General features: G+C 67.3%; 14 protein-coding genes. 8 read left to right on the forward strand and 6 right to left on the reverse strand.

Annotation, left to right across the window (positions count from 1 at the left end):
• From ACUDCK_RS04835 to ACUDCK_RS04845, 3 genes are all read left to right on the forward strand, one after another.
• Nucleotides 1–534, forward strand: coding sequence for an isochorismatase family protein (locus tag ACUDCK_RS04835; RefSeq protein WP_175168418.1), 534 nt, complete (start codon nucleotides 1–3; stop codon nucleotides 532–534).
• 190 nt (nucleotides 535–724) lie between these two features.
• A complete protein-coding gene (locus tag ACUDCK_RS04840; protein ID WP_006388976.1) occupies nucleotides 725–949 on the forward strand; it encodes a glycine zipper 2TM domain-containing protein in 225 nt (74 codons plus the stop codon).
• Between the two features lie 119 nt (nucleotides 950–1,068).
• Nucleotides 1,069–2,414 (forward strand): IS3 family transposase gene (locus ACUDCK_RS04845; RefSeq protein ID WP_374700840.1). Its coding sequence is split into 2 segments (ribosomal slippage): nucleotides 1,069–1,533 and nucleotides 1,536–2,414, totalling 1,344 coding nucleotides; the frame shifts between segments, so codons are not numbered across the junction.
• Between the two features lie 98 nt (nucleotides 2,415–2,512).
• Here the strand turns inward: ACUDCK_RS04845 and minE are convergent.
• The 4 genes from minE to ACUDCK_RS04865 all read right to left on the reverse strand — a co-directional run bounded on the left by minE (nucleotide 2,513) and on the right by ACUDCK_RS04865 (nucleotide 5,517).
• Nucleotides 2,513–2,770, reverse strand: coding sequence for a cell division topological specificity factor MinE (gene minE / locus ACUDCK_RS04850; RefSeq protein WP_006393143.1), 258 nt, complete (start codon nucleotides 2,768–2,770; stop codon nucleotides 2,513–2,515).
• 3 nt (nucleotides 2,771–2,773) lie between these two features.
• Nucleotides 2,774–3,589: a septum site-determining protein MinD gene (gene minD, locus ACUDCK_RS04855; RefSeq protein WP_006388978.1), complete on the reverse strand. Its 816-nt coding sequence runs from the start codon at nucleotides 3,587–3,589 to the stop codon at nucleotides 2,774–2,776.
• Nucleotides 3,590–3,777: 188 nt separating this feature from the next.
• On the reverse strand, nucleotides 3,778–4,695 hold the full coding sequence (minC, locus tag ACUDCK_RS04860) for a septum site-determining protein MinC (RefSeq protein ID WP_054501786.1): 918 nt from the start codon (nucleotides 4,693–4,695) through the stop codon (nucleotides 3,778–3,780).
• Nucleotides 4,696–4,785: 90 nt separating this feature from the next.
• Nucleotides 4,786–5,517: an IclR family transcriptional regulator gene (locus ACUDCK_RS04865; RefSeq protein ID WP_054501785.1), complete on the reverse strand. Its 732-nt coding sequence runs from the start codon at nucleotides 5,515–5,517 to the stop codon at nucleotides 4,786–4,788.
• A gap of 103 nt (nucleotides 5,518–5,620) precedes the next feature.
• On the opposite strand from ACUDCK_RS04865, the gene ACUDCK_RS04870 reads away from it, so the two are divergent.
• Genes ACUDCK_RS04870 through ACUDCK_RS04880 form a run of 3 tightly spaced genes read left to right on the forward strand, consistent with a single transcriptional unit; the run spans nucleotide 5,621 to nucleotide 8,828 of the window.
• Nucleotides 5,621–6,547, forward strand: coding sequence for a hydroxymethylglutaryl-CoA lyase (locus ACUDCK_RS04870; RefSeq protein ID WP_175167773.1), 927 nt, complete (start codon nucleotides 5,621–5,623; stop codon nucleotides 6,545–6,547).
• Nucleotides 6,544–7,785 (forward strand): CaiB/BaiF CoA transferase family protein, encoded by a 1,242-nt coding sequence (locus tag ACUDCK_RS04875; RefSeq protein WP_144655801.1) that lies wholly within the window; start codon nucleotides 6,544–6,546, stop codon nucleotides 7,783–7,785. Before ACUDCK_RS04870 ends, ACUDCK_RS04875 begins: the two co-directional genes overlap by 4 nt.
• A gap of 50 nt (nucleotides 7,786–7,835) precedes the next feature.
• Nucleotides 7,836–8,828 carry a Bug family tripartite tricarboxylate transporter substrate binding protein gene (locus ACUDCK_RS04880; protein WP_080977322.1) on the forward strand — a complete coding sequence of 331 codons (993 nt, stop codon included), beginning with the start codon at nucleotides 7,836–7,838 and terminating at the stop codon, nucleotides 8,826–8,828.
• A 278-nt stretch (nucleotides 8,829–9,106) separates the two neighbouring features.
• Here the strand turns inward: ACUDCK_RS04880 and ACUDCK_RS04885 are convergent, their stop codons facing one another.
• Nucleotides 9,107–10,873, reverse strand: coding sequence for a glutamine--tRNA ligase/YqeY domain fusion protein (locus ACUDCK_RS04885; protein WP_175167772.1), 1,767 nt, complete (start codon nucleotides 10,871–10,873; stop codon nucleotides 9,107–9,109).
• Nucleotides 10,874–11,009: 136 nt separating this feature from the next.
• Here ACUDCK_RS04885 and ACUDCK_RS04890 point away from each other — a divergent pair, with 136 nt between their 5' ends.
• Nucleotides 11,010–12,353 (forward strand): cytochrome ubiquinol oxidase subunit I, encoded by a 1,344-nt coding sequence (locus tag ACUDCK_RS04890; RefSeq protein ID WP_054501783.1) that lies wholly within the window; start codon nucleotides 11,010–11,012, stop codon nucleotides 12,351–12,353.
• Nucleotides 12,350–13,405, forward strand: a complete 1,056-nt coding sequence (locus ACUDCK_RS04895; protein WP_054501782.1) for a cytochrome d ubiquinol oxidase subunit II — start codon at nucleotides 12,350–12,352, stop codon at nucleotides 13,403–13,405. The genes ACUDCK_RS04890 and ACUDCK_RS04895 overlap by 4 nt, the downstream gene beginning before the upstream one ends.
• Before the next feature lie 103 nt (nucleotides 13,406–13,508).
• On the opposite strand, the gene recQ is transcribed toward ACUDCK_RS04895, so the two are convergent.
• Nucleotides 13,509–15,338, reverse strand: coding sequence for a DNA helicase RecQ (gene recQ / locus ACUDCK_RS04900; RefSeq protein ID WP_445659292.1), 1,830 nt, complete (start codon nucleotides 15,336–15,338; stop codon nucleotides 13,509–13,511).
• Nucleotides 15,339–15,341: the final 3 nt, after the last annotated feature.

Here is a 15,341-nt window from a genome sequence, read left to right on the forward strand (position 1 = left end):
ATGCTGCTGCAAGCCTCCGATTCCACGCTGCTCATCGTCGACATGCAGGGCCGCCTGATGCCCGTGATCCACGACGGCGACGCGGTGCTGGCGGCCAACGCCAAGCTGGCGCGGGCCGCTCGGCTGCTGGATGTGCCCGTGGTCGCGACGGAACATCACAGCAAGATGCTGGGCGTCACGGTGGCGCCGCTGGCCGAACTGGTGCAGTCCACGTTCCAGAAGATGCGCTTCTCCGCCGCGCGCGAGCGTGGCTTCGAGGCCTGGCTGCCGGCGGCGCGCAAGACGGTCCTGGTGACCGGCTGCGAAGCCCACATCTGCGTGTTGCAGACCGTCATCGGTTTGACCGAGCTGGGCTACAAGGCGGTGCTGGTGGCCGACGCGGCGGGCTCGCGCAAGCCATCCGACCATCATGCCGCGCTGCGCCGCGCGCGCGCCCACGGCGCCGAGATCGTCACGTCGGAAATGGCCATTTTCGAGTGGATGGAGACTTGCGAGCATGCACGCTTCCGCGACGTGTTACGTCTGGTCAAATAGCGGCCCGTTCCAGCAACACTGTCCCTGGGAAGCGCAAGGATTCCCTCGCCGTTTGACACAATTCCTGGGCAAACTTCACAGCGCGGGGCGGGATATTTTGCGATCCTGAAGGCTCTAAACCCACAAGGGGCATCGTGCGCTCGCGTCTGGATCTTGGTGCGACCCCGGGGACAAGAATAGGAGCCTCATCATGAAAATCGCATCTCTTTCCAAAATCTGTGTCGCTGTTGCCATGGCCGCGGCCATGGCGGGTTGCTCGTCGTGGGACAGCATGAGCCATCGCCAGAAAAGCACGGTGGGCGGTGCGGCGCTCGGCGGTGTGGCGGGTGCCGTCATCACCAACGGCGGCATTCTCGGCACGGTGGGTGGCGCCGCCATCGGTGGCGTCATCGGCGATCAGGTGGGCAAGCACTAAGCCGCGGACGAGGCAGTCGCCAGCGTCGGCTGGCGTGCCGAGCCCACACGCAAAAACGCCCGGCATCGTGAACTGACCCCCGAAAGTTGGATATTGATCCGACCTTCGGGGGTTTTTACATGGCGAAGTATGAAGAGCAATTCAAGATCAAAGTGGTGCAGGCGTACCTGCAAGGCACGGACGGCTTCAAATCGGTGGCGCGCCGATACGAAGTGCCGCACTCAATGGTGCGGCGCTGGGTCGGGAGTTTTCGAGCGCATGGCGTTAACGGGTTGCGCAGGCAATCTGGCTCGTACAGCGCGGCCTTCAAACAATCGGTGCTGATCAAGATCCGGCGCGAAGGTCTGTCGGACACGCAGGCAGCGGTGTTGCTGGGGATTCGTCATACAGGGCACATTACGAAATGGCGCGCCCAGTATGATGCTGGGGGTATAGAGGCGCTGGCGCGCAAGCGCCGAGGAGCAAGCATGCCGCATAAGTACCCCCCAGAGCCGGTGTCCAAGGACATGACCAAGGAAGAACTCGAGCAAGAGCTGGCCTATCTGCGCGCGGAGAACGATTACCTAAAAAAAATGAAGGCCTTGATCGAAGCGGAGAAGACCCGGGCGCTGGTTGGAAAGCGCAAGTGGTCCAAGGATTAAGGCCCAAGCATCCGCTGGCACTACTGCTACGCGTCGCCAAGCTGTCGCGCAGCACGTTTTATTACCACCTGAAGTCGTTCGGAGCCGTGGACCCGTACGCCGAGCTCAAGCAGCGCATCAGCGCGGTCTACGCCCGTCACAAGGGCCGCTACGGCTACCGCCGGATTACGGCGGTCTTGCGCCAGGCCGGTGAGCTAGTGAACCACAAGACCGTGCAGAAGCTGATGCAGGCGCTAGGCTTGAAGTCGCTGGTGCGCGCCAAGAAGTACCGGTCCTACCGAGGCCAATCACACCACGTGGCGGCCAACGTGTTGGCGCGCGACTTCGAGGCGGCGCGTCCGAACCAAAAGTGGGTCACCGATGTGACCGAGTTCAACGTACGTGGCGAGAAGCTGTACCTGTCGCCGGTGATGGACCTATACAACGGCGAGATCGTGGCCTACGAGACCAGCCGCCGGCCGGTGTTCAAGCTCGTGGGCAGCATGCTGAAGAAGGCGCTGGCGCGGCTGCTGCCGACGGAGCGTCCAGTGCTGCACTCCGATCAGGGCTGGCAGTACCAGCAGCAGAACTACAGGCGGATGCTGGCAGATAGATCGGTGACGCAAAGCATGTCACGCAAGGGAAACTGCCTGGACAATGCCGCTATGGAAAGCTTCTTCGGCACGCTCAAGGCTGAGTTCTTCCACTTGAATCGCTTCGAAAGCATCGAGCAGTTGCAAGCCGGCATTCGACAGTACATCCGTTACTACAATCACGATCGCATCAAGCTCAAGCTAAAAGGCCTGAGCCCGGTGCAATACCGAGCTCAGGCCTTCGGGCTTTAGCTGACTGTCCAACTTCTGGGGGTCAGTTCATCGCCGGGCGTTTTTTTGCGTGCGTTGCGCGCGCATCCGGCGCCGGCCAGCGGCGCGCGGAGAACGCGTCAGGACTCGCTTTGCGGCATCTCGATCTTGACCTCGAGCACTTCGAGGGTGTCCTGGCGTTCCAGGTGCACCTTGATGTCCTCGGGGTTGATTTTCACGTATTTCGAGATCACGGCGATCAGTTCCTGCTGCAACTGCGGCAGGTAGTCGGGCGAATCGCCACGGCCCCGCTCGTGGGCCAGGATGATCTGCAACCGTTCCTTGGCGACGGAAGCGGATGTTTTCTTTTGACCAAGCAGAAACGACAGGAAGGACATTGCTTACTTGCCTCCGAACAGGCGTTTCAGGAAACCCGGCTTTTCGTAGTCGGTAAAGCGCAGGGCCTTGTCTTCGCCCAGGTAGCGGGCCACGACGTCCTTGTAGGCCTCGGACACGTCGGTATCTTTCAGGTGGATGGCGGGCAGGCCCTGGTTCGAGGCCTGCAGCACGGCTTCGGACTCGGGGATGACGCCGATCAGCTTGATGCGCAGGATGTCCTCGATGTCGCCCAGCGACAGCATTTCGCCGTCGACCACGCGCTTGGGGTTGTAGCGCGTGAGCAGCAGGAATTCCTTGACCGGCTCGCCGCCCTCGACGGCGCGCTTGGACTTGGCCGCCAGGATGCCCAGGATGCGGTCGGAGTCGCGCACCGACGAGACTTCGGGGTTGGTCACGACCAGCGCGTCGTCGGCGAAATAGGCCGCCATCAGCGCGCCCGTCTCGATGCCGGCGGGCGAATCGCAGACGATGTAGTCGAAGCCCATTTCCTTCAGGTCGTTGATGACCTTTTCCACGCCTTCCTGCGTCAGCGCGTCCTTGTCGCGCGTCTGCGAGGCGGGCAGGATGAACAGGTTTTCAAGCTGCTTGTCCTTGATCAGCGCCTGGTTCAGCGTGGCTTCGCCCTGGATCACATTGACGAAGTCATACACCACGCGACGCTCGCAGCCCATGATGAGGTCGAGGTTGCGCAGGCCGACGTCGAAGTCGATGACAGCGGTCTTGTGGCCCCGCATCGCGAGGCCCGCGGAAAAACTGGCGCTCGTCGTGGTTTTACCCACGCCGCCTTTGCCGGAAGTCACCACAACAATGCGTGTCATGACGATCAAACCCTTATGTTCGAATAAATCGCGTTATCGTAAAGCAAAAAGCCCGTGTAAGGCTTCTTACAGAATGTGTTGAACGGGCACGGCCCGTTCGAGACTGACAGAGTATTGCGTTGCAGGACCGTTTCGCGCTGGCGCGGTCTTGCGCCAGTCCGGCCGGCATGGATCCCGGGCAGGGCATCTCAGGCTTTCAGGGCCTCGATGCGCAGGGTGTCGCCATCCAGCCGTACCAGCGCGGGCTGGTTGTGCAGCGAGCGGTCGAGCTTGTCTTCGACCACGCGGTACACGCCGGCCACGGCCAGCAACTCGGCATCCAGGTGCGTGGTGAAGATGCGTGCCGACGTGTCGCCGCGCGCGCCGGCCATGGCCTTGCCGCGCAGCGGTCCGTACACATGCACGTTGCCATCGGCGATGACCTCGGCGCCCTGGCTGACCATGCCGATCACGACCAGGTCGGTGTGGCGCGCGTAGACGCGCTGGCCGGAACGCAGCGGCCGGGTGATGACCAGCGCCGACGACGATTGCGGCGCGGCCGGCGTCGGGCTCGGCGCCGACGTGGTGCTGGCGGCGGCGCGCTCGGGCAGCGGCTCGGCGGCGGGTTTGCCGGCAGTCTTGTCCGCGGATTGATCGGCCGTCTTTTCGGTTGCCTTTGCCGTTGCCTTATCGGCCGGCGCTTCGGCGGCGGGCGTGGGGGCGGGCGCGATCTCGACGGCGGCGGCCGGCACCGACGGCACCGGCGTGGCGACGTCGTTGGGCGGCGCGGTGTCGATCACCTGTGCCGGACGCGCGGCCGGGGTCGACAGCTCCACCGGCGTCAGGCCGGCGGCGCGGGCCGCGGCCAGGTTGGCGCCTTCGGCCACCACGCCGATAGGGGGCAGGTTGTGCCCGCGCAAGGCGGCGACCAGCGCGGCCCAGTCGATGGCGTCCTCGACGCGGCTGGCGTCGATCACCACGGGCTCATTCTCGAAGAAGCTGCCGGCGTCGGCCATGCGCTTGGCCAGCGCGGCGTTCAGGCGTTCGGGGTCGGCACTGTGCAGGACCACCCGGATCGCATACAGGGTGGCGCTCTTGAAGTCCAGGGCTAGGGATTCAGTGTTCATCTTGGTTGGGGCTGGCGGCTCGGGGCGCCGGGAAGGGGCGCGCGCAACCGTCTGCGGAATGTCGGGCATGATAACCCGCCCAGGCCCCGTTCAATCGGTCGGCCAAGGGTAAAAACCCCCCAGGTTGCGGGTGGCTTCGGCGGCGGCGGCCACCACCAGCGCAGCATGCTCGCGTTGCAGCCGAGGCGTCGGCATGGTCAGCGTGACGGCGCCGGCCAGGGCGCCCGTTTCATTGAAGACCGGCGCCGAGATGCCGGACAACTCGGGCATGCGGTCGCCCTCCAGCACGACCACGCCGCTGTGGCGGATGTTCTCGTACGGCTCGCCGGCCGCGCCGGCGAAGGCCATCAGCACGCGTCCGCCCGCGCCCCGTTCCAGCGGCAGCAGGTCGCCGGCCTTGATGTGGTCGCGCACCGGCTGCGGCGAATCCACCCGATACAGGCACAGGCGATGGTCGCCCTGGCGCACGTGGAACGCGGCGCTTTCGCGGGTCACGCGGGTCAGTTCCCGCAGCACCGGCATCACCACCCCTTCCAGCGAGAACGACGCCGCATACACGGCGTGCAGCCGCGCGATCTCCGCGCCCAGTGCGTATTGGCCATCCGCCGTGCGCTGCACCAGGCGGCCATGTTCCAGCGAGGCCAGCAGGCGCAGCACGGTGCTCTTGTAGAGCTGGGTGCGCTCGGCCAGTTCCGCCAGCGACAGCGAGGCGTCGCCCGCGCGGAAGGCGGACAGCACCGACAGCGCGCGATCGACCGCGGCGGCGCCGCCGGGCGCGGCGTGCTGGTCGGCGAGGGAGGGCTGGCTGGCTTTTCTCGGCATGGCGAAACGGCCTTTCGGGCAGGCAGGGTTGACACCCGGAATCCGGATGGGGAATAATTTATAGAACGAAGTTCTATCTTATAGAACGATAAGGAGAAAGTCAATGCCCCAGATTCTAGTCAGCGAGGTCGGCCCCCGGGATGGGTTGCAGAGCATCGCCGCCGTCATGCCCACGCCCGCCAAGCTGCGCTGGATCGGCGCGCTGGCGGCGGCCGGCCTGCGCGAAATCGAGGTCTGCTCGTTCGTGCCGCCCAAGCTGCTGCCGCAGATGGCCGATGCCGCCGAAGTGGTGGTGGGCGCGCGCGAACTGCCCGGCCTGCACGTCGCGGCGCTGGCCCCCAACCTGCGCGGCGCGCAGGCCGCCTTCGAGGCCGGCGCGGCCAAGGTCACGTTGCCGGTGTCGGTGAGCGAGGCCCACTCCCTGGCCAACGTGCGCAAGACACACGGGCAGATGCGTGACGAAGTCGCGGCGGTGGTGGCGCTGCGCGATGCCCGCTTTCCTGGCGTGACGCTGGAGGCGGGGCTGTCCACCGCCTTCGGCTGCACCCTGGCCGGCCGGGTGCCGGAAGCCGACACGCTGCGCATGGCGGTGGCCATGGCACAGTTGGGCGTTGACGAGGTCGGGCTGTCGGACACCACCGGCTACGCCAATCCGGCGCAGGTGCGTCGCTTGTTCAGGGCGCTGCGCGCCGAGCTCGGCGCGCGCGCCGGCGGCGCCCATTTCCACAACACCCGCGGCCAGGGGCTGGCCAACGTGGTGGCGGCGCTGGAAGCCGGCGTCGACACCTTCGACGCCAGCCAGGGCGGCCTGGGCGGCTGCCCCTACGCGCCCGGCGCCACCGGCAACATCGTCACCGAGGACCTGGTGTTCCTGCTGGAGTCGATGGGACTGGATACCGGCATCGACGTCGACGCGCTGATGGCGGCCCGCGCCGCGCTGCGCGACGGGCTGCCGGGCGAACCGTTGTACGGTCACGTGCCCGACGCGGGCCTGCCGAAAGGATTCACCTACGCGCGGGAGGCCGCATGAGCACGCATGACGCACATCCAGCCAGCGACGAACCGGCGCTGCCGCTGACAGGCGTGCGGGTGGTCGAATTCACCCACATGGTGATGGGCCCCACCTGCGGCATGATGCTGGCCGACCTGGGGGCCGAGGTCATCAAGATCGAGCCGGTGCAGGGCGACAACACGCGCCGCCTGAAAGGCTCGGGCGCGGGTTTCTTCACCATGTTCAACCGCAACAAGAAGAGCCTGCCAGTCAATCTGCAGGATCCGCGCGGCATCGAACTGGTGCTCAAGCTGATCGCCACCGCCGACATCGTCAGCGAGAACTTCAAGGCCGGCACCATGGCCCGGCTGGGGCTGGACTACGCCACGCTGTCGAAGCTGAACGAGCGCCTGATCTACGTCTCGCACAAGGGCTTCCTGCCCGGTCCCTACCAGCACCGCACCGCGCTCGACGAGGTGGTGCAGATGATGGGCGGCCTGGCCTACATGACCGGCCCCGAAGGACGCCCCTTGCGGGCGGGCGCGGCCGTCAACGACATCATGGGCGGCATGTTCGGCGCCATGGGCGCCATGGCCGCGCTGCTCGAGCGCCAGCGCACCGGCCGCGGCCAGGAAGTGCAGAGCGCGCTGTTCGAGAACAACGTGTTCCTGGTCGGCCACCACATGATGCAGTACGCCGTCACCGGCAAGCCGGCCGCGCCCATGCCCAGCCGCATCTCCGCGTGGGCGGTGTACGACGTCTTCACCGTCAAGGACGGCGAGCAGATCTTCCTGGCCGTGGTGTCCGATACCCAGTGGAAACTGTTCTGCGACGCCTTCGGCTTTGCCGACCTGGCCGCCGACGCGCGCCTGGCGGGCAACAACGACCGGGTCGAGGCCCGCGCCTGGCTCATGCCGATCCTGCGCGAACGCCTGGCGTCCGAGCCGGCCGCCGCCATCGCCGCCCGCTTCGAGGCGCACGGCCTGCCTTACGCGCCCATCGCCAAGCCGCAGGACCTGTTCGACGATCCGCACCTGGCCGCCACCGGCGGCCTGGCCGAGATCGCCCTGCCGCAAGACGGTGCGGGCAGCGGTGCGGGCAACGCGCATGCCAAGGTGCCGCTGCTGCCCATCACGCTGGGCGGCCGCCGCCCCGGCGTACGTATCGATCCCCCGGCATTGGGCGCGCATGGCGCCCAATTGCTGGAAACCCTGGGGCTGAGCGCGACGCAGATCGCGGCCCTGACCGAAGCGGGCGTCGTCGGGCCCGTGAACTGACCCGGCCGGCCCCGGCCGTTCCGCTACGCATCCCATCTGGAGACAACCTCATGCAAGTCCTTTCGCGCCTCATGCCGCGCCGCCTGGCCGCGGCCGCGATCGCCGTCGCCACCCTGGCCGGCGCCGCGCCCGCCATCGCCGCCTATCCTGAACGCCCCATCAACCTGGTCGTGCCGATGCCGCCGGGCGGCGGCACCGACGTCGTCAGCCGCCTGCTGGCCGAGCGCCTGGGCGTGGCCACCGGCTGGAACCTGGTGGTGCAGAACAAGCCCGGGGCCACCGGCAATATCGGCATGGACTACGTGGCCCGCGCCCAGCCCGACGGCTACACCGTCGGCATGGGCCAGGCCGCCAACCTCGCGATCAACCCTGCGCTGTACCCGAAGATGCCCTTCGACCCGAAGAAGGACTTCACCCTGGTCGGCCTGGTGGCGGCCCAGCCGGTGGTCCTGGTGGTGCGCGCCGACTCGCCCTACAAGACCCTGGCCGACCTCGTCGATGACGCCAGGAAAAAACCCGCCGCCTCGCTGCGTCTGGCCTCCGCCGGCAACGGCACCATCGGCCACATGTCCGGCGTCATGCTCGCGCGTCGCGCCGGCGTCGAGTTCCTGCACGTCCCCTACAAGGGCGCCGGCCCCGCCGTCACCGACCTGGTCGGCGGCCAGACCGACCTCTACTTCATCACCCCGCAGACCGCCTTCCCCCTGCTCGCCGCCAACAAGCTGCGCGCCCTGGCCGTCACCTCCAACGCTCGCCTGGCCGCCTTGCCCGACGTCCCCACCGTCGCCGAATCCGGCTACCCCGGCTTCGAAGCTTCCGCCTGGACCGGCCTGGTCGGCCCCGCCGGCATGTCCGCCGACATGGTCAACCAGCTCAACGCCCGCATGCAGGCCGTCCTCAAGGAACCCGCCGTCATCAAGCGCCTGGAAGACGAAGGCAGCCAACCCCTGGGCGGCACCCCCGCCGACTTCGAGGCCTACATGAAAAGCGAAACCGCCAAGTGGGCCGACGTAGTAAAAGCCGCCAACATCAAACTGGACTGAAAGAGGGCGGGGGGCGTCCCCGCCCCCAAGCAACCACCACGCCCCCCTCCGCGCAGCGCCCATCGCCCCGACGCCAGACACCACGTATGCCAAAACCGGCCGCCCGCGCGGCCGATTTTGGCGGGCCCCGCAACCCTCTCCAGAACCCCAAGGTCCAGCAGCACTCCATGTCTCCACACCGGTAGCGCCTCGCGCGGCCTACGAAGAACCCTCCCTGCTGGCCATGAAAAAAGGCGCCCGAAGGCGCCTTTTGCATCACTCGGCAGAGCAACCCACGTTCACCCCTGCGCCCAAGAATCCCGCAACGTCACCACCCGATTCAGCACAGGCTTCTCCACCGTCGACTCCTTCAAGTCAGCCGTGAAATACCCCAGCCGCTCGAACTGCCACGTCGCCCCCGGCGCCGCCACCGTGCCCGGCTCCAGCCACGCCGTCACCGTCTCCTTCGAATTCGGATTCAGGCAGGCCAGGAAATCCTTGTCGCCGCCGTCCGGCCGCGGATCCGCGAACAGGCGGTCGTACAGGTGGATCTGCGCCGGCACCGCATGCGCCGCGCTGACCCAGGTGATATTGCCCTTGACCTTGACGCTGTCCGCCCCCGGCGTGCCGCTGCGCGTCTCCGGCAGGTACTCGGCCTGCACCTCGACCACTTCGCCGGCCTCGTTCTTGGTGAAGCCCGTGCAGCGCACCACATAGCCATACTTCAGGCGCACGAGGTTGCCCGGGAACAGGCGGAAATACTTCTTCGGCGCTTCCTCGCGGAAGTCATCGCGCTCGATCCACAGTTCGCGCGACAGGGGGAACTCACGCAGTCCGGCCTCCGGATCGTGCGGATTGCGCGGCGCCGTGCAGATCTCGGTCTGGCCTTCCGGGTAATTGGTGATGACCAGCTTGAGCGGATCCAGCACCGCCACCGAGCGCGGCGCGATCGGGTCCAGGTCGTCGCGCACGGCCTGCTCCAGCAGGCTGTAGTCGATGCGCGAATCCGACTTCGACACTGCCGTGCGGTCGCAGAACAGGCGGATCGAGGCCGGCGTGTAGCCGCGGCGGCGCAGGCCGAAAATGGTCGGCATGCGGGGATCGTCCCAGCCATCCACGTGGCCTTCGCGCACCAGTTGCAGCAGCTTGCGCTTGCTGGTGACCACGTAGCTCAGGTTCAGGCGGGAGAACTCATATTGGTGCGGCAGCGGCCGGGCCAGCTTGCCCAGTTCGGCCAGGCGTTCCAGGATCCAGTCATAGAACGGGCGCTGGTCCTCGAACTCCAGCGTGCAGACGCTATGGGTGATGCCTTCCAGCGCGTCCTCCACCGGATGCGCCCAACTGTACATCGGGTAGATGCACCACTGGTTGCCTGTGCGGTGGTGAGTGGCGTGGCGCACGCGGTACATGACCGGGTCGCGCAGGTTGATGTTGGGCGACGCCATGTTGATCTTGGCGCGCAGCACCAGGCTGCCGTCCGGATGCTTGCCGTCGCGCATCTCGCGCAGCAGCGTGATCGACTCGGGGGCCGGGCGGTTGCGCCAGGGCGAGTCGACGCCGGGTTCGGTCAGGGTGCCGCGGTTGGCGCGGATCTCGTCGGGGCTCTGTTCGTCGACGTAGGCGTGGCCGGCCTCGACCAGCGCCTCGGCGAACTCATACATATAGCCGAAGTAGTCGCTGGCGAAATACAGGTTGTCGCGGCCGTCGGCCTTCCAGTCGAAGCCCAGCCAGTGCACGGCCTCGATGATGGCGTCGACGTACTCCTGGTCTTCCTTCTCGGGGTTGGTGTCGTCAAAGCGCAGGTGACAGACGCCGCCGAAGTCGCGGGCGAGGCCGAAGTTCACGCAGATGCTCTTGGCGTGGCCGATGTGCAGATAGCCGTTCGGCTCCGGCGGAAAACGGGTGCGGATCTTCGCCGGATCGGGTTCGCCCTGCTGCTGCACGGAGGCCGGCCCAGGCTTGCCCGCCCAACGCTTGCCCTGGAAGCGGTTGGCTTGCAGGTCGTCTTCGACGATGTTGAGCAGGAAATTGGATGCGGCGGGGGTCGGCGTCGTGGCGGAGGTCATTCTTGAAAGAATAGGAAAAAGCAGCGACAAAGCGTCAATTTTGCCACGTTCCCGGGACAAGCCATTTTTGGCTCGCTGCAAGCGGTTTCAAACTGGCCCCCATTGTCGTGTAACTGGCTCTACACTACGGGCCATCATGGATATCTCCACCCTTTCCCTGGCCCGCGCGCAATTCGTGGCCAGCCTGAGCTTCCTGGCGCTGTTCCTGGCCGTGGCCCTGGCGCTTGCGTGGGTCCTGCTGTTTTTCAAGATACGCGCCCGCGTCTCGGGGCAGGGCGGCTGGACCGCCGCCTACCGCTTCTGGGTGCGCATTTTCGCCCTGTCCTTCGTGCTGACACTGGCCGCCTGCGTGCCCGTGCTGATCCAGCTCGGCAGCCTGTGGGCCGGCCTGATGGACAAGATCGGCAACGTCGCCGGTCCGCTGCTGGGCTACGGCATCCTGTCGGTCTTCATCCTCAAGTCGTGTTTCCTGGGCGTCATGCTGTTCGGCCAGCGCCGCGTGTCCGACGGCGCCCACACCCTGGCGGTGCTGATGGTGGCCGTGGGGCAACTGGTGGCGCTGTTCTGGGTGCTGGCGCTGCAATCGTGGATGCAGACGCCGGACGGCGCCGTGCTGGTCGATGGCCGCTACCAGGTCTACGACTGGGTGGCGGTGGTGCTGAACCCCTCGGTCGGCTGGCGCATGGCCGTGGTGGTGGTGGGCTCGGCCCTGGCGGCCGCCTTCCTGATGATGGGCGTGACCGCCCTGCAGGCCCTGCGCCGTCCGCTGGACGACGGCGAGCGCTGCACCTTCAAGACCGGCTTGGCGATCGCCGCGCTGGCTTCCGTGCTGCAATTGCCGGTGGCCTCGGGCGCCGGCCAGATGGTGGCGCAGTACCAGCCCGCCAAGGCCGCCGCCGCCGCCGGCTACTGGGAAAGCGGCGCCGAGCCGCGCCTGGTGCTGTTCGGCTGGCCGGACGCCCGCAACCATGTCAACGTGGCCGACTGGACCTGGAACAACGCTGGCGGCATGTGGTTGCACCGCAATGAAGACGGCACCTACCAGGGGCTGGACAAGTATTCCGGCATGCTGCCGCCGGTGGCGCTCACCTTTTGGTCGCTACGGGTGGCCGCGGGGCTGGGCCTGCTGATGCTGGCGGTGTCATGGGTCACGCTTCTGTTGACCTGGCGCCGCGGCATGGATGTCGCGGCGGTCCCGCAATGGTGGCAGCGCGTGCTGTGCGGCATGATGTTTTCCGGCGGTATCGCCGTCGTGGCCGCCTGGTGGGTGTCCATCATCGGCCTGCAGCCCTTCGCGGTCAACGGCACGATCACCCAGACCGAGGTGCTGGGCCCCATGTCTTCCAGCACCGTGCTGTACGGCCTGGTCGGGTACGGCCTTCTGTACGCGTTGCTGCTGGCCGCCTTCGCCGGCATGCTGTTCCATGCGGCGCGCTACGGCGTGGTGCCGGTGCGCAAACTGGGCGGGGGAACGCCATGATCGCCATGCTCGCCGCCTCGCAGGGGCTCAGTCCCGATGATCCTTCCTTCTGGATGCCGTTGGCGTTCATGGGCCTGCTGTTCGTGGTGGTCGCTGCCGGCGTGGTGCTGGATGGCTTCGACCTGGGCGTGGGCATCCTGCTGCAGCTCGCGCCCGAGCAGGAACGCGGCCGCATGATGAGCCTGCTGAGCCCCTGGCGCGACGCCAACGAATTCTGGCTGCTGTTGGGCATGGGGCTGTTCGCTTCCGCCTTTCCATTCGCCTGGGGCGCGGTGCTGGGCAAACTCTACGGGCCGCTCACCTTCATGGTGCTGGGCGTGGTGCTGCGCAGCGTCTCCTTCGAATTCCGCATCCGCGCCCGCAACGAGGCCAAGCCGCGCTGGATCTTCGCCTTCTGGGCCGGTTCGCTGATGACCGCCTTTGGGCAGGGCATGCTGCTAGGGCGCATTGCCACTGGCTACCAATCCGACGCCGGCTATGGCTGGTTCGCGCTGTTCGTCGGCCTGTGCGCCGTGGCCGCCTATGTGCTGCTGGGCGCGTCGTGGCTGGTGATGCGGGTCGACGGCGAGCTGCAGCGCCGCGCGGCCAACTGGGCGCGGCACGCGATCCGCTGGACCGCGGTCGGCATGGTCGCCATCGCCGTCACGCTGGGCCTGGCCAACGCCGGCATCTTCTACAAATGGAGCAACATCGCCCACCTGAGCCTCGCGGCCACCGTATGGGTGCTGATGCTGGCGGGCTTCGTTGCCGCCGAAATGCTGCTGGCGCGCCTGCCGGGCCGCGCCGACCGCTTCAGTTGGCTGCCGTTCGTGCTGTGCGTGGCGCTGTTCCTGCTGATGCTGAGCGGCCTGGCCTACAGCCTGTTCCCCTATCTGATCCTGGACGACATGACGCTGTGGGACGGCGCTGGCGCGCTGGGCTCGATGCGCCTGGTGATGGCCGGCGCGGTGGTGGGGATCCCGGTGGTGCTGGTGTTCAACATCCTGGCCTATCGCTCGGTGTTCGGCAAGGAGCGCGCGCCCGTGCCGCTGTTGCCGCCGCCGTCGCCTTGATGCCGCCGGGGGTGAGGCGACGGCGGATGGCCATGCCATCCACTGTGGCGCGCCGCCGCCGTCGGCCGCCCCGGCTCCCAGGGATGCCGCGCCAAGCCCGGCCTTACAGCACCGGCCGCGCCACCCGCTGCAGGATTTCCTCGCCGTAGGCTTCCAGCTTGCGCGCGCCGACGCCGCTGATGTGGCTGAGCGCGTCCATCGAGTCGGGCTGGGCCAGCGCAATTTCGCGCAGCGTGGCGTCGTGGAAGATGACGTAGGCCGGCACGCCGTGGCTCTTGGCCACTTCGCCGCGCCAGGCGCGCAGCGCCTCGAACACCGGTTGCAGTTCGGCGGGCAGGTCGATCGCGGCGGCCTTGGCGCGGCTGCCGCCGGTCTTGCCGGAGCGGGCTTTCTTTTCGGATTCGCGCCGCAGCATCAGTTGGCGCTCGCCCTTGAGCACGGCGCGGCTGCCTTCGGTCAGGGCCAGCGTGCCGTAGCCTTCGTTGTCGACGGTCAGCAGGCCCTGCGCCAGCAACTGGCGCAGCACGCCGCGCCAGGCGGTATCGCTGAGGTCTTCGCCCACGCCGAACACGCTGAGCGTTTCGTGGCCGTGCTGCTTGGTGCGGTCGGTGACCTTGCCGCGCAGGATGTCAATGATGTGGCCGGCGCCGTAGCGCTGGCCGCGTTCCTTCCACAGCCGGTACACGGCGGACAGCACCTTCTGCGCCGCCACCGTGCCGTCCCAGGCCTGCGGCGGGTCGAGGCAGACGTCGCAGTTGCCGCAGGCCGTGATGTGCTGGCCGAAGTACGCCAGCAGCCGCACCCGGCGGCATTCCACGGTTTCGCACAGGCCCAGCATGGCGTCCAGTTGCTGGCCAAGGCGGCGGCGGTAGGCGTCGTCGCCGGGGGATTCGTCGATCATGCGGCGCTGCTGCACCACGTCCTGCAGGCCGTAGGCCAGCCAGGCGGTGGCGGGCAGGCCGTCGCGGCCGGCGCGGCCGGTTTCCTGGTAGTAGCCCTCGACCGACTTGGGCAGGTCGATGTGCGCCACGAAGCGCACGTCGGGCTTGTCGATGCCCATGCCGAAGGCGATGGTGGCGACCATGACCACGCCGTCCTCGCGCAGGAAGCGCGCCTGGTTGGCGGCGCGCACCTGGGGGCTGAGCCCGGCGTGATAGGGCATGGCGTCGATGCCCTGGTTGCAGAGGAATTCGGCGGTTTCCTCGACGCGTGCCCGCGACAGCGCGTAGACCACGCCGGACTCGCCCTCGTGCTCGGTGCGGATCATGTCCAGCAACTGCTTGCGCACCTCGTTCTTCTCGACGATGCGGTAGCGGATGTTGGGGCGGTCGAAGCTGGAGACGAAGTGGTGCGCGTCGGTCAGCGACAGGCGCTGGGCGATCTCGTTACGGGTCTCGGCGGTGGCGGTGGCGGTGAGCGCGATGCGCGGCACGTCGGGCCAGCGCTCGTGCAGCATCGACAGGCCCAGGTACTCCGGCCGGAAATCGTGGCCCCATTGCGACACGCAGTGGGCCTCGTCGATGGCGAACAGGGCGATGTTGCCGCGTTCCAGCAGTTGCAGGCAGCGGTCGGTCAGCAGGCGTTCGGGCGCCACGTACAGCAGGTCCAGCTCGCCGGCCAGGAAGGCCTGTTCGACGTCGCGGGCCACGCGCCATTCCTGGGTCGAATTCAGGAACGCGGCGCGCACGCCCAGCTCGGTCAGCGCGTCGACCTGGTCCTGCATCAGCGCGATCAGGGGCGAGACGACGATGCCGGTGCCTTCGCGCACCAGGGACGGGATCTGGTAGCAGAGCGACTTGCCGCCGCCGGTGGGCATCAGGACCAGCGCGTCGCCGCCGTCGATGACTTGCTGGACGATGGCTTGCTGGTCGCCGCGGAAGGATTCGTAACCGAAAACGCGCTGCAGGACTCCGCGGGCGCGCGTGTCAGACATGGG

The organism is Achromobacter sp. CF-sbj1-Ac2-l, from assembly GCF_052698165.1.